The organism is Pseudomonas sp. S34 (assembly GCF_009866745.1).
GTDB classification, from domain to species: Bacteria; Pseudomonadota; Gammaproteobacteria; order Pseudomonadales; family Pseudomonadaceae; genus Aquipseudomonas; species Aquipseudomonas jessenii.
The window spans coordinates 3,499,155-3,522,350 of record NZ_CP019398.1; the positions used below are offsets into that span (position 1 = coordinate 3,499,155).

Annotated in this window: 18 protein-coding genes, 2 pseudogenes and 2 riboswitches; of the genes and pseudogenes, 10 read left to right on the plus strand and 10 right to left on the minus strand. The window is 61.7% G+C overall.

Going from position 1 to position 23,196, the window contains the following annotated elements; all coding sequences use genetic code 11:
* Nucleotides 1-122: 122 nt before the first annotated feature.
* From PspS34_RS15640 to PspS34_RS15650, 3 genes are all read left to right on the plus strand, one after another.
* The gene (locus tag PspS34_RS15640; protein WP_154859794.1) at nt 123-2,078 is read left to right on the plus strand and encodes an acetoacetate--CoA ligase; all 1,956 of its coding nucleotides are present in this window, start codon (nt 123-125) and stop codon (nt 2,076-2,078) included.
* A gap of 193 nt (nt 2,079-2,271) precedes the next feature.
* Nucleotides 2,272-4,809, plus strand: coding sequence for a PAS domain-containing sensor histidine kinase (locus PspS34_RS15645; protein WP_159390126.1), 2,538 nt, complete (start codon nt 2,272-2,274; stop codon nt 4,807-4,809).
* Nucleotides 4,810-4,877: 68 nt separating this feature from the next.
* Nucleotides 4,878-5,153 (plus strand): peptidylprolyl isomerase, encoded by a 276-nt coding sequence (locus tag PspS34_RS15650; protein ID WP_007898282.1) that lies wholly within the window; start codon nt 4,878-4,880, stop codon nt 5,151-5,153.
* A 178-nt stretch (nt 5,154-5,331) separates the two neighbouring features.
* On the opposite strand, the gene PspS34_RS15655 is transcribed toward PspS34_RS15650, so the two are convergent.
* The 4 genes from PspS34_RS15655 to PspS34_RS15670 all read right to left on the minus strand — a co-directional run bounded on the left by PspS34_RS15655 (nt 5,332) and on the right by PspS34_RS15670 (nt 8,978).
* Nucleotides 5,332-6,267, minus strand: a complete 936-nt coding sequence (locus PspS34_RS15655) for a sugar kinase (protein WP_154859792.1) — start codon at nt 6,265-6,267, stop codon at nt 5,332-5,334.
* A gap of 128 nt (nt 6,268-6,395) precedes the next feature.
* Nucleotides 6,396-7,613, minus strand: coding sequence for an amino acid deaminase (locus PspS34_RS15660; protein WP_150814467.1), 1,218 nt, complete (start codon nt 7,611-7,613; stop codon nt 6,396-6,398).
* A gap of 39 nt (nt 7,614-7,652) precedes the next feature.
* Nucleotides 7,653-8,417, minus strand: a complete 765-nt coding sequence (locus PspS34_RS15665; protein ID WP_150814471.1) for an IclR family transcriptional regulator — start codon at nt 8,415-8,417, stop codon at nt 7,653-7,655.
* Nucleotides 8,418-8,588: 171 nt separating this feature from the next.
* A complete protein-coding gene (locus PspS34_RS15670; protein WP_057714589.1) occupies nt 8,589-8,978 on the minus strand; it encodes a RidA family protein in 390 nt (129 codons plus the stop codon).
* Nucleotides 8,979-9,266: 288 nt separating this feature from the next.
* Here PspS34_RS15670 and PspS34_RS28615 point away from each other — a divergent pair.
* A pseudogene (locus PspS34_RS28615) lies at nt 9,267-9,386 on the plus strand (GGDEF domain-containing protein); the annotation flags it as partial.
* A 185-nt stretch (nt 9,387-9,571) separates the two neighbouring features.
* Entirely contained in the window at nt 9,572-10,300 is a 729-nt protein-coding gene (locus PspS34_RS15675; RefSeq protein ID WP_159390127.1) for a hypothetical protein, read from the plus strand.
* Nucleotides 10,301-10,386: 86 nt separating this feature from the next.
* On the opposite strand, the pseudogene PspS34_RS15680 reads toward PspS34_RS15675, so the two are convergent.
* Nucleotides 10,387-10,791: pseudogene (locus PspS34_RS15680) on the minus strand (MerR family transcriptional regulator).
* Nucleotides 10,792-10,867: 76 nt separating this feature from the next.
* Between PspS34_RS15680 and PspS34_RS15685 the strand changes: the two are divergent.
* A complete protein-coding gene (locus tag PspS34_RS15685) occupies nt 10,868-12,091 on the plus strand; it encodes an NADH:flavin oxidoreductase/NADH oxidase family protein (protein ID WP_159390128.1) in 1,224 nt (407 codons plus the stop codon).
* 470 nt (nt 12,092-12,561) lie between these two features.
* Here PspS34_RS15685 and PspS34_RS15690 read toward each other — a convergent pair whose 3' ends face one another.
* From PspS34_RS15690 to cobW, 4 genes are all read right to left on the minus strand, one after another.
* On the minus strand, nt 12,562-13,107 hold the full coding sequence (locus PspS34_RS15690) for a VWA domain-containing protein (RefSeq protein WP_174245520.1): 546 nt from the start codon (nt 13,105-13,107) through the stop codon (nt 12,562-12,564).
* 119 nt (nt 13,108-13,226) lie between these two features.
* Nucleotides 13,227-14,234 (minus strand): ATP-binding protein, encoded by a 1,008-nt coding sequence (locus PspS34_RS15695; RefSeq protein WP_102671353.1) that lies wholly within the window; start codon nt 14,232-14,234, stop codon nt 13,227-13,229.
* Between the two features lie 151 nt (nt 14,235-14,385).
* A complete protein-coding gene (gene cobN / locus PspS34_RS15700; RefSeq protein WP_159390129.1) occupies nt 14,386-18,228 on the minus strand; it encodes a cobaltochelatase subunit CobN in 3,843 nt (1,280 codons plus the stop codon).
* 3 nt (nt 18,229-18,231) lie between these two features.
* Entirely contained in the window at nt 18,232-19,302 is a 1,071-nt protein-coding gene (gene cobW / locus PspS34_RS15705) for a cobalamin biosynthesis protein CobW (protein ID WP_159390130.1), read from the minus strand.
* 102 nt (nt 19,303-19,404) lie between these two features.
* A riboswitch (cobalamin riboswitch) is annotated at nt 19,405-19,618 on the minus strand.
* A 211-nt stretch (nt 19,619-19,829) separates the two neighbouring features.
* Nucleotides 19,830-20,056: riboswitch (cobalamin riboswitch) on the plus strand.
* 121 nt (nt 20,057-20,177) lie between these two features.
* On the opposite strand from cobW, the gene PspS34_RS15710 reads away from it, so the two are divergent.
* The 4 genes from PspS34_RS15710 (at nt 20,178) to cobM (ending at nt 22,326) form a co-directional block, all read left to right on the plus strand.
* A complete protein-coding gene (locus tag PspS34_RS15710) occupies nt 20,178-20,369 on the plus strand; it encodes a CbtB-domain containing protein (RefSeq protein WP_057714565.1) in 192 nt (63 codons plus the stop codon).
* 11 nt (nt 20,370-20,380) lie between these two features.
* Nucleotides 20,381-21,088 carry a CbtA family protein gene (locus PspS34_RS15715; protein WP_150814461.1) on the plus strand — a complete coding sequence of 236 codons (708 nt, stop codon included), beginning with the start codon at nt 20,381-20,383 and terminating at the stop codon, nt 21,086-21,088.
* On the plus strand, nt 21,085-21,498 hold the full coding sequence (locus tag PspS34_RS15720) for a cobalamin biosynthesis protein (protein WP_102671349.1): 414 nt from the start codon (nt 21,085-21,087) through the stop codon (nt 21,496-21,498). Before PspS34_RS15715 ends, PspS34_RS15720 begins: the two co-directional genes overlap by 4 nt.
* An 81-nt stretch (nt 21,499-21,579) precedes the next feature.
* A complete protein-coding gene (cobM, locus tag PspS34_RS15725; RefSeq protein ID WP_150814460.1) occupies nt 21,580-22,326 on the plus strand; it encodes a precorrin-4 C(11)-methyltransferase in 747 nt (248 codons plus the stop codon).
* Nucleotides 22,327-22,485: 159 nt separating this feature from the next.
* Here cobM and nfuA read toward each other — a convergent pair whose 3' ends face one another.
* Nucleotides 22,486-23,070, minus strand: coding sequence for a Fe-S biogenesis protein NfuA (gene nfuA, locus PspS34_RS15730; RefSeq protein ID WP_008059275.1), 585 nt, complete (start codon nt 23,068-23,070; stop codon nt 22,486-22,488).
* Between the last annotated feature and the right edge of the window lie 126 nt (nt 23,071-23,196).

The following is a 23,196-nucleotide window of genomic DNA, read 5'->3' on the forward strand; positions in this document are numbered from 1 at the left end:
TGAGTTTTTGGGGCGGCTTCGCCACCCAACGGGGCCAAGCCCCCTCGCCACACAAGCCCCCTCGCCACAAAAGCCGGCGCCACATCAGCCTGTGTGAAGGCATAAAAAAGAAGAGGCAAACCATGTCCGACATCCTCTGGCAACCCGACGCCAAACGCATTGGCAAGACCCGCATGGAAGCCTTTCGCCGCTTCATCAATCAGCGACACCACCTCAAGATCGACGACTACCCTGCCCTGCACCAGTGGTCCATCGATCAACGCCCGGACTTCTGGCAGGCCATCGTCGATTTCTTCGACATCCGCTTCCACGATCAGCCCGACGCCGTGCTGCTCGAAGGCCCCCGGATGCCCAGCGCCCAATGGTTCCCCGGTGCAACGCTGAACTTTGCCGAACACCTGCTACAGCGTCGCGACGATGCGATCGCCGTGATAGCCGTCGGCGAAAACGGTCAGCGTGAACATTTGACCTGGGCTGAACTCGCCGAGCAGGTCGCCGGTTTTCAGAATGGCTTGATCGCCGCCGGTGTCGGTGTGGGTGACCGGGTCGCCGCGTGCATGCCCAACACCTGGCAGACACTGGTGGCCATGCTCGCCACCACCAGCCTTGGCGCTATCTGGTCCTGCTCCTCACCTGACTTCGGCACCCAGGGGGTGGTTGACCGTTTCGGTCAGATCGAACCGAAAGTACTGGTGACCTGCGCCGGCTACCGCTATGCCGGCAAGGAGATAGACCAGACCGCCAAGGTCAACGAGATCCTCCAGCGTCTGCCTTCGCTGCAACAGCTGATCGTCGTACCTTACGCCCGGCCACAGGCGCACATCGAAGAATTCCACACCCAGGCCAACGTGACGCTGTGGGACGATTTCTACGAACCCGGCGGCGAGCCGGATTTCGTCCCCGTGCCCTTCGCCCATCCGCTGTACATCCTCTACTCCAGCGGCACCACCGGCGTGCCCAAATGCATCATCCACAGCACCGGCGGCGTGTTGCTGCAACACGTCAAGGAACACGGCCTGCATGGCGATCTAGGCCCCGGTGAACGGCTGTTCTACTACACCACCTGCGGCTGGATGATGTGGAACTGGTTGGTGTCGGCACTGGCCACAGGCAGCTCCGTGGTGCTGTACGATGGCTCACCGTTCCAGCCCGATCCACAACGCTTGATCGACCTGATCGACGACGAACGCATCAGCGTCTTCGGCACCAGTCCCAAATACCTCGCAACCCTGGAAAGCAGCGGTATCAAGCCCCGTGAAAGTCATGACCTGAGCAGCCTCAAGACGTTGCTTTGCACCGGCTCGGCACTGTCGCCGCACAGTTACGACTTCGTCTATCGCGACTTCAAGGCTGACGCGTGCCTGGCTTCGATGTCCGGCGGCACCGACATCGTCTCGTGCTTCGTCAACGGCAACCCGATGTCGCCCGTGCGGCGCGGCGAAATCATGGGCAAGAGCCTGGGCATGGCCGTTGAAGTGTGGAACGACGAAGGCCACCCGGTGATCGGTGAAAAAGGCGAACTGGTCTGCACCCGGCATTTCCCGGCGATGCCCATTGGCCTGTGGAACGATCCTGATGGCGAAAAACTGCGCAAATCCTATTTCAGCCTGTTCCCCGGCGTCTGGGCCCAAGGTGATTACGCCGAGCAACTGCCCCATGGCGGGATGATGATCCACGGTCGCTCCGATGCCGTGCTCAACCCCGGCGGCGTGCGCATCGGCACGGCGGAAATCTATCGCCAGGTGGAGAAAGTCCCCCAGGTGCTCGACTGCGTGGCGATCGGTCAGCAGTGGCAGGATGACGTGCGGGTGGTGCTGTTCGTACGCTTGCGCGACGGGCTCGAACTGGACGAGGCCCTGCAACGGCAGATCCGCCAGGTGATTCGCGCCAATACCACGCCGCGTCATGTGCCGGCGAAGATTGTTGCAGTGACGGACATTCCCCGGACCATCAGCGGCAAGGTCGTTGAGCTGGCGGTGCGCAATGTGGTGCATGGGCAGAAAGTGAAGAACACTGATGCCTTGGCCAATCCCGAGGCGCTGGAGCAGTACCGAAACAGGCCCGAACTCCAGTCTTGAAGCGCCACAAAAACCTGTGGGAGCGGGCTTGCTCGCGAAGGCGGCAGGTCAGCCAACAAAGATGTCGACTGACACGCCCTCTTCGCGAGCAAGCCCGCTCCCACAGTAGCCGCTCAAGCCTTCGAATCAACCTGCGCCTGTCACCTGTGCAAGAATAGACGCCAGCTATAGCGAATTGGCGCAGGACTCCCAGATGAACGCAATACCAACCGCCAGCGATGCCCAGGCCTTGATCGCCCGAATCGACTGGGCGAGCAGCCCGCTGGGCGCTGCCAGCACTTGGCCACAAAGCCTGCGAACCGCCGTGGACATCGTCATTCACTCACCGATGCCGATGCTGCTGTTATGGGGCCCGCAACTGACGCAAATCTACAACGACGGCTTCGCCCTGCTCGCCGGGAACAAGCATCCGCACGCTTTCGGACAACCGACACACCTGATCTGGCCAGAGTTGCAAGACTTCACCGACCCGATCTACAGCGCCGTCCTGCAAGGTCAGGTGCGCACCTACAGCGAGCAGCGCTTTACCCTGCAACGCGGGGACCGGGAGTCTGACTTCTGGCTCGACCTGACCTACAGCCCGATCCGCGACGAAGGTGCCCAGGTGTCCGGGATCCTGGTCACCGCCATCGAAACCAACGAACGCCGGCGCATCGCCCTCGAACTCGAACAGCGCTCGGCGGCCAGCCTCAAGGCCCAGCGTGAAACCGAGGAACGCCTGCAACTGGCCCTCGCCGCCACCGATGCGGTCGGTACCTGGGACTGGGACATCAGCGAGGACCGTTTCATCGCCGATGCGCATTTTGCCCAACTGCATGGCATCGACCCGGCCATGGCCAGTCAATTGCCGATCAGTGAATACCTGCACGGCGTACACCCCGAAGACCGCGCCCTGATCGCCCGCAGCATCAAGCATTGCATCACCCATGGCACCGAATACGCCGAGGAGTATCGCCTGCTGCAAACCGACGGTCAGATGCGCTGGGTATTTGCCCGGGGTCGCTGCTACAAGGATCACCATGGCCGGCCGGTGCGCTTCCTCGGCGCCGCCCTGGACCTGACCGAGCGCAAACACACCGAACAGGCCCTGCGCCAGAGCCAGACCGAGCTGCAACTGATCATCAACGCCATGCCGGTCCTGATCAGCTACGTCGACCGCGAAGAGCGCTTTCGCCTGAACAATGCGGCGTACCTCGACTGGTACGGGCTGACGCCGCAAGAGCTTTACGGGCGAACCATTCTTGAAGTGCTCGGCGAAGAAGCCTATGCGCTGCGCGCTCCGCACATCAAGGAGGCGCTGTCCGGCCGGCCCTGCTGTTTCAGCATCAGCACGCCACACCGCGACGGCAGCATCCGCCAGGCCTTGATGAATTACCTGCCACGCCACGGCGCGGATGGCGCCGTGAACGGTTTCTACATCTTCGTGATCGATGAAACCGAGCGTAAAAAGACCGAAGAAGCCCTGCGTAACCTCAACGAAACCCTTGAAGAACGGGTTGCCGCCCGCACCCGCCAACTGGCCGAAGCCAACGAGCGTCTGCAGAACGAGATGTTCGAGCGCGAACGTGCCGAAGACGCCTTGCGCCATGCGCAGAAAATGGAAGCGGTCGGCCAGCTTACCGGCGGCATCGCCCATGACTTCAACAATATGCTCACCGGCATCATCGGCAGCCTCGACCTGATGCAACGCTACATTGCCGACGGCCGCGCCAGCGAGATCGGTCGATTCACCGAAGCGGCCGTGTCCTCGGCCAACCGCGCCGCCGCCCTCACCCATCGCTTGCTGGCGTTCTCCCGGCGCCAATCACTCAATCGCAAGCCGCTCAACCCCAACGAGCTGATCCACTCTCTGGAAGACTTGTTCAGGCGTACCAAGGGCGACCATATCGAGCTCGACCTGCAACTGGCCGAGGACATCTGGCGGGTCAACACCGATGTCAGCCAGCTGGAAAACGCCCTGCTCAACCTGGTGATCAACGCCCGGGACGCCATGCCCGATGGCGGCGAGCTGCAGATCGAAACGGCCAACGTGTACCTCGACGGGAGTGACATGACGACCCTGGAACCGGTCAAGGCCGGTGACTACGTGATGATTGCCGTCAGCGACAACGGCACCGGCATGACGCCCTCGGTGCTGGCCAAGGCATTCGACCCCTTCTTCACCACCAAGCCCATCGGCCAGGGCACCGGTTTGGGCTTGTCGATGATTTACGGTTTCGCCCAGCAATCGGGGGGCCACGTCAGTCTGTTCAGCCTGCCGGGACGGGGCACCAGCGTGCGTTTGTACCTGCCGCGCCTGCATTCGACCGAGTCGGAAAAAGTTTTGTCGCCCGTCATCGGCGAGGCACCGGCGGCGATTGCCGGCGAAACCGTGATGCTGGTCGAGGACGATGCGGCGGTGCGCATGCTGGTATTGGACCTGCTCAATGAGCTCGGTTACCGCGCCCATGAAGCCGAAGATGCCAAGGGCGCCCTGCCACTGCTGGAGTCGGACCTGCGGGTGGACCTGCTGGTGACCGACGTCGGGTTGCCGGGCATGAACGGCCGCCAACTGGCGGAAATCGCCCGCCAGCATCGTCCCGAACTGAAAGTGCTGTTCATGACCGGTTACGCCGAGATCGCCGCCGAGCGCCAGGGTTTTCTCGAAGAGGGCATGGACATGGTAGCCAAGCCGTTTTCCATCGATCTGCTGGCCAACAAGATTCGCACGATGATCAGTCAACCGGACTGAGTTGAGGCATAATCGCGCGCCCCCCACTGCCGCCCACATAGCCACCACCGTTGCAAGGTAACCGCCACATGAAAGCTCAAGCCCGCCATATTCTGGTGAAAACCTCGGAAGAAGCCGAGCAGCTCAAACAACGCATCGCCAAGGGCGAAGCGTTCGACGTACTGGCCAAGAAGTATTCGACCTGCCCATCGGGCAAGCGCGGCGGCGATCTCGGTGAAGTGCGGCCGGGACAGATGGTCGGCGTAATTGATGCGGTGATCTTCAAGAAACCGCTGCGGGTGGTGCATGGGCCGATCAAGAGCAAGTTCGGGTATCACCTGGTGCAGGTGTTTTACCGGGATTGAGTGGCTGGTCAGGCCCCTGTGGCGAGGGGGCTTGCCCCCGTTCGAGTGCGCAGCACTCGTGAGTTCGCTGCACTCGGCATGTCAGATAAATCCGGTAGACAGGGTTTGGGGCTGCTTCGCAGCCCAACGGGGGCAAGCCCCCTCGCCACAAAGCCCCCCTCGCCCCAGTTAATGCATTTCAATCTCTGGGAATCAGCGCCCCCGGCACCTGAATCACCCGGCTCGCCAACCGATGCCCGGCCTCGGCGGCTTGCGAAGGGCTGCCGCCCTTGAGCCGCGAAGCCAGATACGCCGCGCTGAACGAATCCCCCGCCGCCGTGGTGTCCACCACCCGCTCGACCTTCTGCGCCGGCACTTCGAACGACTCTCCATCACAACGAATCAGGCACGCTTGTGCGCCGCGCTTGAGCACCACTTCCGGCGTACCGATTTGCTCATACGCGGCAAACACCGCGTCAGCATCGGCATAACCAAACAACGCCTGTTCGTCATCCACCGTCAGCAACGCCAGGTCGACATACGCCAGCACACTGCGATATGCCGCCCGGGCGTCCTCGACCGATGCCCAAAGCCGTGGCCGGTAGTTGTTGTCGAACACGATCCGCGCATCGCGCTGGCGGGCTTCGATCAGGGTTTCCAGCAGTTTTTCCCGACCTTGCGCACCGAGTACCGCCAGGGTGATGCCGCTGAAGTACAGCACATCATAATCCGGCAGCGCGGCGAGAATCGGCGCGGCGGCCGGGGTGGTGAAGCAATCGCGGACGGCCGCTTCGTTGCGCCAGTACAGGAAGCGTCGCTCACCGGCAGCGTCAGTCTGGATGCAATACAAACCCGGCAGGCGTCCGGGCAGACGCTGGACCATGGCGAGCCCGATATTTTCCGCCGCCCAACTCTGGCACATCGCGTCGCTGAAACTGTCATCGCCCAGGGCGGTGACGTAGTCCACGGAACCGTCCTCTCCCAGTTCCCGGGACAGGTACACGGCCGTGTTCAATGTGTCGCCGCCGAAGCTCTGTTGCAGGCTGCCATCGGCGCGATGCTGCAACTCGATCATGCACTCGCCGATCAGGGCGATGCGTGGAGTGTCGGGGCCCAAGGTGTTGATGGTGTTCATACGCGGGTTTCTCTTTTTGTCTGGTAGGGCCTCTTCGCGAGCAAGCCCGCTCCCACATTGGATCTTCGGTGTACACACAACCCTGTGGGAGCGGGCTTGCTCGCGAAAGCCGCGCCGCGATTTCAGTCTTAGAAGCAGGTTTCCATGGTCTCGATAACGTTCAGTTGCTCATCCACCAGGCAACCGACACGCCACTTGTCGAACGTCAGGCACGGGTGCGAAGTGCCGAACGAAATGATGTCGCCCACCCGCAGATCAACCCCCGGTGCCACGGTCATGAACGCATGCTGGTCCATCACCGCAGTCACCTTGCAGACGCTCACATCATCGCCTTTGGCCGGCACGACGCCCGCCTTGTAGCGCAGCAATGGCACCGGCAAACCGGCGTCGTAGGCCACGTCGCGCTTGCCCAGGGCAATCACCGCAAACCCCGGCTCCGGCAGCGACTGCACGTGCGCCCACACCTCCAGCGCCGGACGCAGGCCTTCGTGCAGGTCGCTGCGACGGTCGAGTACGCAGCACTGCGCTTCCTTGTAGATGCCATGGTCATGGGCCACGTAACTGCCGGGACGCAGCACGCTGAGGAAACGCCCGGCGGCGTTCTGTGCTTCAAACGACTCGGCAATCAGGTCATACCAGGCCGAACCCGACGCGGTGATGATCGGCTTGGGGATGGCGAAGGCACCGCTGTCCTGCAACTGCACCGCCAGGCGCACCAGTGATGCGGCGAAATCGCGGATACCGGTCACTGCGTGATCGCCATGGATCACCCCTTCGTAGCCTTCGATCCCGGTCAGGGCGAGCGCCGGTTGCGCGGCGATGGCCTTGGCCAGGTCGAGCACTTGCTGCTCGCTGCGGCAACCGCAGCGACCACCGACCACGCCGTATTCGATCATGACGTTCAAACGCACGCCACGGGAAGCGAAATAGGCGCCGAGGTCGGCGACGTTGTCCGGGTGATCGACCATGCAATAGAAGTCGAACGTCGGGTCGGCCAGCAGGTCGGCAATCAGCGCCATGTTCGGCGTACCGACCAACTGGTTGGCCATCAGCACCCGGCGCACACCATGAGCGTAGGCCGCACGGGTTTGGGTGGCGCTGGCCAGGGTGATGCCCCAGGCACCGGCGTCCAGTTGGCGCCGGAACAGCGCCGGGGTCATGCTGGTTTTGCCATGGGGCGCGAGTTCCGCTCCGCTGTCGCTGACGAACGCCTGCATCCAGCGAATGTTGTGTTCCAGTGCCTCGCGGTGCAGTACCAGCGCAGGCAGGCTGACGTCACGCACCAGGTTCGCGCCCTTGGGTGCGGTGCCTTTTTCCACGGCGGCGGTATTGGGGGCAGAAGACATGGTCGAACTCCTCGTTCACGCGGCCGCAGGCAGCCGCTGTTATTCGTTGATGCGACGGGCCAGGCTATTGGCGCTTTCGATCAGCACCCGGCGGTAGTCGTTGTAGTTGTTCTTGGCATCGGCCCGGGGGGCGACGATGCACAGGGTCGCGATGGCCACGCCGTTGGGGTCTTTGACCGGTGCGGCGAAGCAATGGGTAAAGGTGTCGGCGACGCTATCGAAGGAAAAGAAACCATCGATACCGGCCTGACGGATTTCCTTGAGAAATTGCGCAAGTTCCAAGCGTTCGCCGTTGGGCAGGATGAAGTCGTCGTGGTCGATCAGGTCGACGATTGCCTGGTCGCTCAGGTGCGCCAGCAGCAAGCGCCCGGATGCGGTCCAGGGGATGGGCGCGTTTTCACCGATGTCCGAGGAAATGCGGAAATGCCGCTCCCCCTCCTTCATCAGCGCAACGGTGTACTTGCGCCCGTTGAGCAGGCACATCTGCGCCGTTTCACGGGTCTGGCTGACGATTTCCTGCAAGGCGTGATCGGCCTCGCGAGTCAGGTCGAAATGTCGCAGGTGTGCCTGCCCGAGAAAGTACAACTGGCGACCGAGGTAGACATGACCGTCCTTGCCCACCGGCTCCAGGATGCGTCGTTCCAGCAGCGAGGCCACCAGTTCGTAGACCGTGGATTTGGGGCTGCCGATACCGTTGGCGATGTCGTTCGGGCGCAAGGGCTGGCCGATCTCCTTGAGGAAATCGAGGATATCGAACGCCCGGTCCAGCCCGCGTGCCCGGCGCTTGATGGTGTCTTCGGTCATTTCAGTGGTTCCCATTCATGGTCGCCTGGAGTTTACCCAGTGTGCCGCGCTGATCGTCAGGCCGCCTTCGCGGGCAAGCCCGCTCCCACAGGGAATGGTGGTGTGTCTGCAATCTGTGGCAGCACACAAACCTGTGGGAGCGTGGCTTGCCCGCGATGGGCGCGACTCGGTTCAAGCCTTTTTCTTGTACGCAATGCAGTCGATCTCGACCTTGCAGTCGACCATCATGTTCGCCTGCACACAGGCCCGCGCCGGGGCATGTTCTGGCTTGAAGTACTCGGAGAACACCTTGTTGAAGCTCCAGAAATCCCGCGGGTCTTCCAGCCACACGCCGGTACGCACCACGTCTTCGAGGCCATAACCGGCCTCTTCAAGGATAGCGATCAGGTTCTTCATGGTCTGGTGAGTCTGCTCGACGATACCACCGACAATGATCTCGCCATCCAGCGCCGGCACCTGGCCGGACACGTGCAGCCAGCCATCGGCTTCGACAGCGCGGGCGAATGGACGAGGCTGACCGCCGCCGGCGGTGCTGCCGGTGCCGTAACGAGTAATGCTCATGCGTGTTTCTCCTGATTGAAAGTGAAGGTTGAAAGCGCGTGCTTTTGAAAAGTCCTGGAGGTGCCAAGGCGCATTCGTGCTGCCGGCAACCACAATCAGTTTGTCGCGGACCATAGCGCTATCGAGCTTACTGTCCGCCGCCTCATTAATTCCGCTATAGCGGAACTTGGTATATAACAACGGAATAGACGGCAGAAAGTGTGCCACAGGATGCGGAGGGAATGTGAGGCAGATTGAAATTTGTTTTGAATCAAAGGATGCGTAAAACAGAAAAAAAAACGTTACCAAACGCACGGCCTGGCCCGGGTGCTCGACGGTGACACACTGAACCAGACGCTGATCAAGGCCGATGCGGCCTTGTATGAGTCAAAACATACCAGGAAGGATCGCTACACATTTCATCAATAAAGCTATCTATCCCACCTACCGCACCGCGCGTCCTCATCGCTAACCGAGCGATGTGTGCCACCGAAAAAAGATCTGTTTAAACCCGACCAATCTGCTTGCTACTGTCAACTATGACAGTAGACGCTTCTGAGTAGGCAAGGAAATACTGGCGCCGCATCGACTATCGAAACCAAAGGGGATCGAACATGAATACGGCGAGAACTTTATTTTTTTGCGCGACGCTGGGGATGGGTTTAACGGGTTGCAATATTGATCCGGACGCGACTGTTTCCACGGTCAGCGAAGAGTGCAGCAGCCTGGTCAATGGAGAGTACATCGGCCAGAATGGCCCTGAAGTTTGCATTACGACACCGCTTTCAAAAAGTGCCACATCCATCTCGGGCACGATCGTTGGGACCACGGCTACAGGCCCGTTCATGGTAACGGCGAAAACCAGCGATGACGTCATTTTGAAGCAGGTATCCACGCTGTCTAACGGTAACTTCACGATGTCACAATTGAATCTGCAAAGCCTGCCAGGCAAGGGCATTTCATTTTCGGTTGTGGTCACGGGTGTAAGTTCACCACCCACCAAACTGGTAGTCGGCCAGGAGCCACCGTCAAAATGTTCACAAGGAGCTCCGAACTATCCGTTATGTGGCACTTACCCTGGCGCGATCTTTTTTCCAATTAAAACCTCCATTACCACCATTTTCTCTGTTCCACCTGGCGAGTTTTATACGGGGGCTACTTTAATCCCGTATCTCATAGGCTTGAGTACAACCCGCTGGAAACCAGACCGATACATCAGCTTTTCACGAAACGTATCTGCTCCCATAAAGCCGGGAGAGGAGCAAATCGTTTTTGCGACTATCGATAACACTGAGTCTTTTGCCTACCCTGTCACTCAAACTGTTTTGCCCGCTCAACAGTAAAAATCCCGCGAGAAACGTGCTCACAGTCGGGCGCGCGCAGGGCCGGTACACTGATGCGCGATCCCGTTCCCGTGTCCCTGGCTGACCTAGTGCTTGAATGACGTCATCACCCGCTCGGCATTTTCATCGCAGCTCATGCCTTCGGGCCGGGCCTGGAGGGTGTCGATCCAGCCCAGCAACTGCGCCTTGCTATGGGCCAGGTGCCGTTGCATCTCTTCGATCTGCTCGATCTTGCGATACAGGCCGGCCATCAACTCATCGTGCTAGAACGCGCCCGTCACATTATCCGGCAGTAATTGCCTGAGTTCTTCCAGGCTGAAACCGGCCTGTTGTGCGCACTGGATGATTTGCAGGGTCTGCAGCGCCTGTTGCGAGTAACGCCGATAACCGTTGGCAGAACGCTCGACCTGGCGGATCAACCCCTGAGACTCGTAAAAGCGGATCCGCGATGCGGTCAACCCGCTCAACTGCGCCAATTCACCGATCTTCATTGCGGCCTCATTTACCTGCTTGACATTAAAGTTAACTTTAAGCTTAGCCTCTGCTCATCACTACGAGGAGTCAAGCATGTCGCCCTTTCAAGCGTTGAATTTGCCCAACGGCCAGACCATCGGCAATCGCATTGCCAAAGCCGCGATGGAAGAGAACCTCGCCAATACCGATCAAGTACCCGACAAGGCACTGCTTCGCCTGTATCAGGCCTGGGCCGAGGGCGGGGCCGGCTTGTTGCTGACCGGCAATGTAATGATCGACCGTCGCGCCATGACCGGTCCCGGCGGAGTAGCGCTGGAAGACGAGCGCCACCTGGAGCGCTTCCGCCAGTGGGCCAGCGTCGGTCGGGCCGGCGGTGCGCATTTCTGGGTGCAGCTCAACCATCCTGGCCGCCAGACCATGGCCAACCTTGGTCAGCAAGCTCTGGCGCCGTCGGCGGTTGCGCTGGATCTGGGCCCGTTCTCGAAGATGTTCGCCGAACCCAAACCCATGAGCGCGGACGACATCCAGGAGGTGATCCGACGTTTCGCCACCAGCGCCGCACTGGCCGAGAAAGCCGGTTTTACCGGCGTGCAGATCCACGCCGCCCACGGCTACCTGATCAGCCAGTTCCTTTCGCCGCTGACCAATCGGCGCACCGATCAATGGGGCGGATCCCTGGAAAATCGTGCGCGTCTGCTGTTGTCCGTCGTCGAGGCGGTTCGCCAAGCGGTGTCGCCGCAATTTTGTGTGTCGGTAAAACTCAACTCAGCAGATTTCCAGCGCGGTGGTTTCGATGCCGATGATGCGCGGCAAGTGATCCAGTGGCTCAACGAACAACCGATCGACCTGCTGGAACTCTCCGGTGGCAGTTACGAAGCACCTGCCATGCAAGGCGAGGCGCGCGACGGCCGAACCCTGGCGCGGGAGGCGTACTTTCTGGAAATGGCCGGCGAACTGGCCAGCGTGGCACGGATGCCGGTGATGGTGACCGGTGGGATCCGGCGTCTGGCAATCGTCGAACAGGTCCTCGACAGCGGCCTTGCCATGGCCGGCATCGGCACCGCGCTCGCTGTGGAACCACAGCTGGTCAAGCACTGGCGCGAAGGCCAGGACAGTCATCCGCAACTGCCGCCGATCCGCTGGAAGCGCAAACCACTGGCGGCGCTGGCGAGCATGGCGGTGGTCAAGTTCCAGCTGCATCGCTTGAGCCGTGGGCGCACAACCCGACCTGAAGTCTCGGCGTTGTGGGCGTTGATTCTCGACCGGTTATACATTGGCAAGCGCACCCGGCAATACCGGCAGGCGATGGGCAAGTAATCCGAAGTTGGTGGTGGCTGACCCACCGCTTTCGCGAGCAAGCCCGCTCCCACAGGGATCATTCGGTGTTCACAGACTTTGTGCTCACCCGGACCAATGTGGGAGTAATCCGAAATTGATGTTGACTGACCCTCCGCCTTCGCGAGCAAGCTCGCTCCCACAGGGATCATTCGGTGTTCACAGACTTTGTGTTCACCCGGACCAATTTGGGAGTAATCCGAAATTGATGTTGACTGACCCTCCGCCTTCGCGAGCAAGCTCGCTCCCACAGGGATCATTCGGTGTTCACAGACTTTGTGTTCACCCGGACCAATGTGGGAGTAATCCGAAATTGATGTTGACTGACCCTCCGCCTTCGCGAGCAAGCTCGCTCCCACAGGGATCATTCGGTGTTCACAGACTTTGTGTTCACCCGGACCAATGTGGGAGCGAGCTTGCTCGCGATGAGGCCCGTGCAGACAAAGTAAACTTCAGCCAGGAAGCAGCTCGTCAATGTGCCGATACTCGGCCTGCAACTGCGTCGCCAACACCCTGCTGCGCCCAAGCCGGATCGGCCCGCGCTCGATATCGATCAATAACCCCGGGCACTCCAGGACGGGCAACAACGGCCAGTCCTTCAGCCGTCCATCGGTCACCAGCAACAACCGCTGCTGCTCTGCCGGAAAACGCTTTTGCCGTGCACCAAGCCATCGCCCCGCTTCGCCCAACGCGGCCAGTAACGGCGTACCGCCCCCGGCGCCAAGGCCATCGAGCCAATGGCGCAACCCGGTCGAGGCCTTCAACCCCTGCACCTGCCACTTCGGTGCAGCACCGCTGGCCGTGAGCAGGGCCAGGCGCGCACGCTGGCGATAGGCATCGTCGAACAACTGCGCCAGCAAGCCCTTGGCATCGCTCAATGCCTGATGACGACGGGTCGATGCGGAGGCATCAACGATCACCAGCCACAGTTCGTGGGGCGAGCGAGTGCGCAGCTGAAACAACAGGTCGTCGCGCTGACGCGGTCGGCCATTGAGCAATGTGCCAGGCCAGTTGACCGAGCCGCTACGGGCCGTATGACGCTTACCCTGTTTGCCGTGGTCCAGCCGCCCGGCTCGGGGTCTGGCATTCGCCCCCGCATGGGAGCGTGGGCGAATGCCTAGGGCTTTTTTGGCCAGCTCGGCACTTCACGTCGTGCACCGACCGCCAGCGCCTGGGCAGGCAACTCGCCCCACTGGCCCTGCCCTTCGCTCGGGTTGGCGTGCTGAGGCGCCGATTGTTGCGTCGCCTGGGATGACTGAGGCGTCGGTGCGCAATGTTCGCGACGGCGATGGCGCAAGGCGAACTCGGCGACTGCGTCGATATCTTCCTCGGCGATGGCGTTCGCCCCGCGCCAGGCAGCGTGAGCCCGGGCAGCGCGCAGCCAGACCAGATCGGCGCGCAAACCATCGACGCCAGCGGCGAAGCAGCGTTCGGTGATGTGTGCCAGCGCCTGGTCGTCGAGGGGAATGCTTGCCAGTGCATTGCGTGCGTTCTGGCAACGGTCACGCAGAGTCGCCTGTGCGGATTCCCATTCGGCGCAGAAACCTTGCGGGTCGGCGTCGAAATCCAGGCGACGACGGATGATCTGACCACGCTCGACCGGCGCGGTGTGACCACCGAGGGCGACGTTCAAACCGAAACGGTCAAGCAATTGCGGACGCAGTTCTCCCTCTTCCGGGTTCATGGTGCCAATCAGCACGAATTTTGCCGAATGCCTATGGGAAATGCCGTCACGCTCCACCAGATTGGTGCCGCTGGCGGCCACATCGAGCAGCAGGTCAACGAGATGATCGGACAACAGATTGACCTCGTCGACATAGAGCACGCCACCGTCAGCCTTGGCCAGTACGCCGGGGGAAAACTGTGCGCGACCTTCGCCCAGTGCCGCATCGAGATCGAGGGTGCCGACCAGCCGCTCCTCAGTGGCGCCCAGCGGCAAGGTGACGAACTGACCGCTGGCCAGCAGATCCGCCAGACCGCGGGCCAGGGTCGACTTGGCCATGCCCCGCGGGCCTTCGATCAGGACGCCGCCGATTTTCGGGTCGATGGCGGTCAGGCACAGGGCCAGCTTCAAATCGTCGGCGCCGACCACGGCGCAGAGCGGGAAATGCGGGGTGTCGGTCATTGTTCTATCTCGGTCATGGTCGGTAATCGTCACAGCCACCCCAATCCCTGTGGGAGCGAGCCTGCTCGCGATGGCGGCCTGACAGTCGAAATCGATGTCGACTGTGTTGACGGCTTCGCGGGCAAGCCCGCTCCCACAGGATTTGCGGTGATTAGCTGTCTTCCTCTATATCGAGCAACAGATTCTCCAGCGCCTCGCGGTACTCGCCGGGCTCCTTCCACATTCCCCGTTGTTGCGCCTCGAGCATGCGCTCGGTCATATCGCGCAAGGCATGAGGATTGTGTTCGCGGACAAAATCCCGGGTGCCCGGATCGAGCAAATAGGCATCGGCCAGCAACGCGTACTGGTGATCGTCGATCAACTGCGTGGTGGCGTCGAAGGCGAAAAGGTTGTCGACCGTCGCAGCCAATTCGAACGCACCTTTGTAGCCGTGACGTTTAACGCCTTCGAGCCACTTCGGGTTGGCCGCCCGGGAGCGGATCACCCGGTTCAGCTCTTCCTTCAAGGTGCGAATCCTCGGCAGGTCCGGTTGGCTGTGGTCGCCATGATAGCTGGCCGCCGCCTCGCCTTTCAGGCTCTCCACCGCCGCGAGCATGCCGCCCTGGAACTGGTAGTAATCGTTGGAGTCGAGCAGATCGTGCTCGCGGTTATCCTGGTTTTGCAGCACCGCCTGTACCTGGCTCAGGCGCTGGCTGAACTGTTCGCGGGCGGCGGTGCCTTCGTCGGAACCGCCGTAAGCGTAGCCACCCCAGTTGAGGTAGACCTCGGCCAGGTCCTCGCGGCTCTGCCACAGGCGACCGTCGATGGCGCCCTGTACACCCGCGCCGTAGGCACCGGGTTTGGCCCCGAATATCCGCCAGCCGGCCTGACGTCGCGCTGCGTCTTCATCGAGCCCCGCCTGCAGCAAGGCTGCACGCTCGGCGCGTACCTTGGCCGCCAACGGGTTCAGGTCGTCCGGCTCATCGAGATCGGCCACCGCTTGCACCGCCGCGTCGAACAAACGAATCAGATTGGCAAAGGCATCACGGAAGAAACCGGACACACGCAAGGTCACGTCCACCCGCGGGCGGTCGAGCAAACTCAACGGCAGAATCTCGAAATCATCGACCCGCTGGCTACCGGTGGCCCAGACCGGGCGCACGCCCATCAGCGCCATCGCCTGGGCGATGTCATCGCCACCGGTGCGCATGGTTGCGGTACCCCACACCGACAAGCCGAGCTGGCGCAAATGATCGCCGTGGTCTTGCAGGTGCCGTTCGAGAATCAGGTTGGCCGACTGGAACCCGATGCGCCACGCCGTGGTGGTCGGCAGGTTGCGTACGTCCACCGAATAGAAGTTGCGCCCGGTGGGCAGCACGTCAAGACGACCACGACTGGGCGCGCCGCTGGGACCGGCCGGGACGAAGCGACCGCCAAGCGCGTCGAGCAATCCGCGCATTTCCGCCGGACCGCAGGCGTCCAGCCTTGGCGCGACCACTTCGCGCAGGCTGTCGAGGATGGCTTGCACCTCAGACCAGCCCGCCTCCTGTAGGAGCGAGCCTGCTCGCGATGGTGTGTCAGCCACATTGGTGTCGACTGACACACCATCGCGAGCAAGCTCGCTCCCACAGGGGTCAGCTAATGCCTGCGAAATCAGTTGTGTGGCGAACAGTTCGAGGCGTTCGCGGGTATCGCCGGTGGTGCGCCACAGTTCAGTGCTGATCAACGACAAGGCATTCGGTCGGAGCCCGGTCCACGGCTCGGCCAAGGCGCAATCAAGCGGATCGAATCCTAGTCCCAAGGCCTTGGCCAGCGCCCGCAGCAGACTCGACTGCGCACCCCGGCCATCGCCCCGTGGAATGCGCAACAGCGCCAGCAAGGTATCGATGCGCAAACGTCCGGTGGGCGATTCGCCGAACACATGCAGGCCGTCGCGGATCTGCGACTCCTTCAAGTCGCACAGGTAAGTGTCGAGTCGCGGCAACCAGATCGCCGCGTCGGCATCGCTGTCGAGTTGTTCGTCCAGTTGCAGTTCACGGTCGATGTGGGTGTCACGCACCAGTTGCAGGATGTCGCGCTGCAACTCTCGGGCTCGGCGCGGATCGAGCAGCTGCGCTTCGTAATATTCGTCGGCCAACAGCTCGAGGTTACGCAGCGGGCCGTAGGTTTCGGCGCGAGTCAGCGGTGGCATCAGGTGATCGATGATCACCGCCTGGGTACGCCGCTTGGCCTGGGCGCCCTCGCCCGGGTCGTTGACGATGAACGGATAGATGTTCGGCAGCGGCCCGAGCAAAGCGTCTGGCCAGCAATGTTCCGACAGCCCCACGCCCTTGCCCGGCAGCCATTCGAGGTTGCCGTGTTTGCCGACGTGGATCACGCCGTGGGCGCCATAGGTGTTGCGCAGCCAGAAGTAGAAGGCCAGGTAGCCGTGGGGCGGCACCAGGTCCGGGTCGTGATACACCGCGCTCGGGTCGACCTGATAACCCCGGGCCGGCTGAATGCCGACGAAGGTCAGGCCGAAACGCAGGCCGGCGATCATCATCCGCCCGCTGCGACACATCGGGTCGTTTTCCGGCGCCCCCCAACGTTCGAGCACCGCCGCGCGATTGGCTTCAGGCAGGGCGTTGAACATCACTAGATAATCATCCATGCCCAGGCTTTGCTGGCACGGACGCAGGTCGAGGGTCTCGAGATCGTTGCTGACGCCGCCGAGCAACTGCTGGATCAGCGCGGTGCCGCTGTCTGGTAACTCAGCCGGTAATGGATAACCTTCGGCATGCAACGCCCGCAGGATATTCAGCGCCGCTGCCGGGGTATCGAGGCCGACGCCATTGCCGATGCGACCGTCGCGGGTCGGGTAGTTGGCGAGAATCAAGGCAATGCGTTTTTCAGCATTGGGCACCCGCGCCAGATCGATCCAGCGCCGCGCCAGTTCGGCAACGAAGTCCATGCGCTCCGGTTGTGGCCGGTAGCAGACTACATCCGACTGACTGCGCTCACTGCGCCACGCCAGGTCCTTGAAGCTGATCGGGCGGCTGATGATGCGCCCGTCCAGTTCCGGCAAGGCAATGTGCATCGCCAGGTCGCGAGGGCCAAGCCCCTGTTCACTGGCGCGCCAACCCGGTTCGTTGTCCTGGGCGCAAATCGCTTGGATCACCGGAATATTGCGGCGGAATGGCCGCACATGCGGTGCTTCCGGGCTGGACTGGGCAAAGCCGGTGGTGTTCAGAATCACTGAGACGCAGGCCTCGTCGAGCCAGTCCTCGACCACGCAAAGGCAGCCGGGTTCTTTCAGGCTCGCCAGCGCGATTGGCAACGGATTCAACCCCGCCGCCTGCAACCGTTGGCAAAAAACGTCAATGAAAGCGGTGTTCGCCGCCTGCAGATGCGAGCGGTAAAACAGCACCGCCGCCACCGGTTGATCGGCATGCCAATCGGCCTGCCAGTCGCTCAGTGCGGCAGAATGTTTGTGCGGATGGTAAATCGCCGTGCGTGGCAGGGTTTGCGGTTCGCCCCAGGTGTAATCACTCGCCAGCCAGCGGTTGGCCAGGCAGCGGAAGAAGTCGAGGGCGTTGCCCATGCCGCCCTGGCGCAGAAACTGCCAGAGCCGGTCGCGATCCTCGGCACCGACGGTGCTCAAGTCGCTGAGTTCCGGGTCCGGGCGATCATCACCCGGCACCAGAATCAGCTGCACGCCGCGCTGCGACAGCTCGACCAGACGCTCGATGCCATAACGCCAATAGGCGATGCCGCCGTGCAGCGAGATCAGGATGACCTTGGCGTGGCGCAAGACTTCATCGACGTACAGGTCAACCGAGGCATGGTTCTGCACCTGCATCGGGTTGGCCAGGCGCACGCTCGGGTAATCGTCGGGCAACTGCTGCGCAGCTTCGGCGAGCAGCGCCAGGCTGGAATCGCCGCTGCACAGGACCACCAGCTCGGCGGGGGTTTGTCCAAGGTCGGCAATGTTGTCATCCGACACGAAACCGCCGGGCTGGGTCCTGAGCAGGTGCATGGCTTACACGCTGAGCGCGGCGCGCAGTTGCGCTTCGAGAACAGTGGCGTCCAGTTTCTGGCCGATCAGCACCAGGCGAGAGACTCGCGCCTCTTCGGCGCCCCACTGGCGGTCGAAATGCTTGTCAAAACGCGTACCCACACCCTGGATCAGCAGGCGCATCGGCTTGTTCGGAATCGCCGCAAAGCCCTTGACGCGCAGGATGCCGTGCTGGACCACCAACTGGGTCAGCGCGTCCAGCAGCAGGCTTTCGTCGGCTTGCGGCAGTTCGATGGAGATCGAATCGAAGGCGTCGTGATCGTGGTCATCATGATCGTCGTCGCCATCGTGATGATGGTCGTGGTGGCTGTGGCGGCTGTCGATGTGTTCTTCGGAGCCGACACCCAGGCCGATCAGCACGTCCAGCGGCAGGCGACCACTGCTGGCTTCGATGATTTTCACCGCTGGCGGCAATTCCTCGGCGACTTCCAGGCGCACACGGGCCAGGTCCGTCGGGTTGATCAGGTCGGTTTTGTTGAGGATCACCAGGTCAGCGCTGGCCAGTTGGTCAGCGAACAGTTCGTGCAGCGGCGATTCGTGGTCCAGGTTCGGGTCGAGTTTGCGCTGGGCGTCGACCTGATCCGGGAACGCGGCGAAGGTGCCGGCGGCCACGGCCGGGCTGTCGACCACGGTGATTACCGCATCTACCGTGCAGGCGCTGCGGATTTCCGGCCACTGGAAGGCTTGCACCAGCGGCTTTGGCAGTGCCAGACCGGACGTTTCGATGAGGATGTGGTCGATATCGCCGCGACGGGCCACCAGTTCGCGCATCACCGGGAAGAATTCTTCCTGGACGGTGCAGCACAGGCAGCCGTTGGCCAGTTCATAGACACGGCCGTTGGCTTCTTCTTCGGTGCAACCGATGGAGCATTGCTTGAGGATTTCGCCATCAATGCCCAATTCACCGAATTCGTTGACGATCACCGCAATGCGGCGACCCTGGGCGTTGTCGAGCATGTGGCGCAGCAGCGTGGTTTTACCCGAGCCGAGAAAGCCGGTGACGATGGTGACGGGGAGTTTGGCCAGTGTTTTCATCGGATGCCCTATGGCTAAGCTGGCGGGCATACGGGACGACGACCGGCAACGCGCACGCGATTACCTGAAGAGTTCGCCACCGGATCACCCCGCCCGGTTGAAAGTGAGAATCTGTGACGAGGCAGGTCTCCTGGCTGACGGTGTGCCGGGCTTGAGCCTGGCATTCGCTGCGCCTTCCCGCCGGCCTCATGAATTGAGTCAGCAGTGGCGTGGCAACGAACATCACCGTTCACAGTTGCGGGGGCAGCCGCGGCATTGACCGCGTTCCCTTCTTAGCTTCGACAAACGCCGAAGAACCTCGAAAGCGCAAGGCTACGCATGGTCTTGGGGCGGGTCAATGCTTGCGATCCCTGTGGCGAGGGGGCTTGCCCCCGTTCGGCGGCGAAGCCGTCGCAAATCCAGAGTGCACGCTTTGTCTGGATAAAAGTAAGGGGGCCGCTTCGCAGCCCAACGGGGGCAAGCCCCCTCGCCACAGAAACTCAAACGAGAACCCCTGCCAATTGACGCCCAACCCCCGCCCATGCTCTCCTACACACCTTGTTACGGGTGCCCTTCACAGGGTGAAACGGGAAACCGGTGAATCATGTGCTTTACTCTTAAGCCATGTCAGTCCGGTGCTGCCCCCGCAACGGTAAGCGAGCGAAGCGTCAGATCCACTGTGCCACTGCGGCATGGGAAGGTGATGCTTTCAGGTCCAGGCGCAAGCCTTTGCCCCTCGTGAGCCCGGAGACCGGCCCGCAACACAAAGTGACCAGTACGATCACTGAACCAACAAACCCGCGGTGGGCGGGCGCTGTTTGAAACCTTGCGCGCCTGGTCGTGCGGGTTTTTACATGCGCTCTTAATTCCCCGCTGACAGACCAGAGGGAAACGCCATGTCGATCATCAGCAGCGCCGAACACACAGCCGCGAGCACCACCTCAACCCTGACTCAACGTCTGGCCGCCGCCGTCTGCGCGTCGATCCTGGGCGCGTGCCTTGTGTATTTCGCCGGTTTCTCGCACATCGAAGCGGTGCACAACGCCGCCCACGATACCCGTCACAGCTCCGCGTTCCCGTGCCATTGAGAGCTGTCGACATGATCAAGCGTATTGCGCAAACCGCAGGTTTCACCGGGCTGCTGGCCGCCCTGTTGCTGACCCTGCTGCAAAGTTTCTGGGTCGCCCCGCTGATTTTGCAGGCCGAGACCTACGAAAAAGCCGAACCGGCCGCTGTTGAAATGCATGAACACGCCGACGGTGCGGTGGCTGCCCACACTCATGATGCTCAAGCCTGGGAGCCGCAAGACGGCTGGCAGCGCGTGCTGTCGACCACCGGTGGCAACCTGGTGGTGGCGGTCGGTTTCGCCCTGATGCTGGCCGGCCTGTACACCTTGCGTGCGCCGACCAAAACCTCTCAAGGCCTGCTCTGGGGCCTGGCCGGTTACGCGACCTTCGTGCTCGCCCCGACCCTCGGCCTGCCGCCTGAATTGCCAGGCACTGCCGCCGCCGACCTGGCACAACGGCAACTGTGGTGGGTCGGTACCGCCGCCTCCACCGCCGTCGGTATTGCGCTGATCGTGTTCAGCCGTCACTGGCTGATGAAAGTCCTCGGCGCGGCGATCCTCGCCGTTCCCCATGTGATTGGCGCGCCGCAACCGGAGGTGCATTCGATGCTTGCTCCAGAGGCACTGGAAACCCGGTTCAAAATCGCTTCGCAACTGACCAACGTGGCATTCTGGCTGGCCCTGGGCCTGATCAGCGCCTGGTTGTTCCGTCGCAAAAGCGATGGTCAATACAACGCATGACTGACGTCAGCACAGCGCCGACCCTGGTGGTCGGTCTGGGCTGCCAACGGGGCTGCCCCGTCAGCACGTTGTTGGCGCTGCTCGATCAGGCGCTGGAGGCGCACCAGATTGCCCGTCATGAAATCAAGGCGCTGGCCAGCATCGATTCGAAGCGCGACGAACCTGCACTGATCGAACTGGCTCAGCAACTCGGCCTGGAACTGATGTATTTCAGCAGTGAGCAACTGGCCGCTTATGAACCGCAACTCAGCCATCAATCGCAAATAGCGTTTGAACGCACCGGTTGCTACGGCGTTGCGGAAAGCGCCGCACTGGCCCTGGCCGAACAACTGGCCCAGGCCCCGGCAAAACTGCTGATTCCACGACAAAAATATGCCCAGGCAACCCTGGCATTGGCTGGTGCTGCGTAAAAACCGATAATCCCCGCCTTTGATCATGAACATTCTTCATCTGAAGACCTGTTCAGCCCCTTTTTCCCACAGGAACCGACGATGACCGTCTACTTCATTGGCGCAGGTCCCGGCGACCCCGAACTGATCACCGTCAAGGGCCAGCGGCTGATTCGCAGTTGCCCGGTGATCATATATGCCGGCTCACTGGTGCCGGCCGCCGTACTGGAAGGTCACTGTGCCGAACAGGTGGTCAACAGCGCCGAACTGCACCTGGAACAGATCATCGACCTGATCAAGGCCGCCCACGCCAAAGGCCAGGATGTGGCCCGGGTGCACTCTGGCGATCCGAGCCTGTATGGCGCCATTGGCGAGCAGATTCGCTATCTGCGTGAACTGGGCATTGCGTTCGAAATCGTACCCGGCGTGACTGCCACAGCCGCTTGTGCAGCGCTCTTGGGCGCGGAACTGACCCTGCCGGACATTTCGCAGAGCGTGATCCTGACTCGCTACGCCGACAAAACCGCCATGCCACCCGGAGAGGAATTCTCCAGCCTGGCGCAGCACGGCGCGACCATGGCGATTCATTTGGGGGTCAGTCACCTGGCGAAGATCGTCGAGGAACTGCTGCCCCATTACGGCGCCGATTGCCCGATTGCAGTGGTGCACCGCGCGAGCTGGCCGGATCAGGATTGGGTGGTGGGCACGCTGGCAGATATAGCCGGGAAGGTTGAATCGAAGGGATTTCGTCGTACGGCGTTGATTCTGGTGGGTCGGGTGCTGGGCAGTGACCACTTCAGCGAGTCATCGCTGTATCGTGCGGGGCATGCGCATCTCTATCGCCCATAGCGCCCTCTTCGCGAGCAAGTCGGATCGCCGCACCGCCGCTCCCACATTTGGAATGCATTCCCCTGTGGGAGCGGGCTTGCTCGCGAAGGCTTCAGTGAATTCGACCCATAAAAAAACGGCGCTCACGGGGCGCCGTTTTTTCAATTCGCAGCGAACACCTTAGTAGTAGGCGTTTTCTTTCTGCGTGTGGTCGGTCACGTCGCGAACACCTTTGAGCTCCGGGATGCGCTCGAGCAAGGTGCGCTCGATGCCTTCCTTCAGCGTCACGTCGGCCTGGCCGCAGCCCTGGCAACCACCACCGAACTGCAGGACGGCGATGCCGTCTTCGACCACGTCTATCAGGCTGACCTGACCGCCGTGGCTGGCCAGCCCCGGGTTGATCTCGGTTTGCAGGTAGTAGTTGATGCGCTCGTTGATCGGGCTGTCGGCGTTGACCATCGGTACCTTGGCGTTTGGCGCCTTGATGGTCAGCTGGCCGCCCATGCGGTCGGTGGCGTAGTCGACAACGGCATCGTCCAGGAAGGCTTCGCTGAAGTGGTCGATGTACGCGGTGAAGCTTTTGAGCCCCAGCGCGGTGTCTTCGGGTTTTTCTTCGCCCGGCTTGCAGTAGGCAATGCAGGTTTCGGCGTACTGGGTGCCAGGCTGGGTGATGAAGACGCGGATGCCGATGCCCGGGGTGTTCTGCTTGGAGAGCAGATCAGCCAGGTAATCGTGGGCGGCGTCAGTGATGGTAATAGCGGTCATGGAAACTCCTCGCAGGCTTGGGCGCAGTTTACGCCAATCAACGCGCCGGACAAAGTCCTAGTATTTTTGTCGGGAAAGAATTGTGGGAGCGGGCTTGCTCGCGAAGGCGTCGTGTCAGGCAAATCA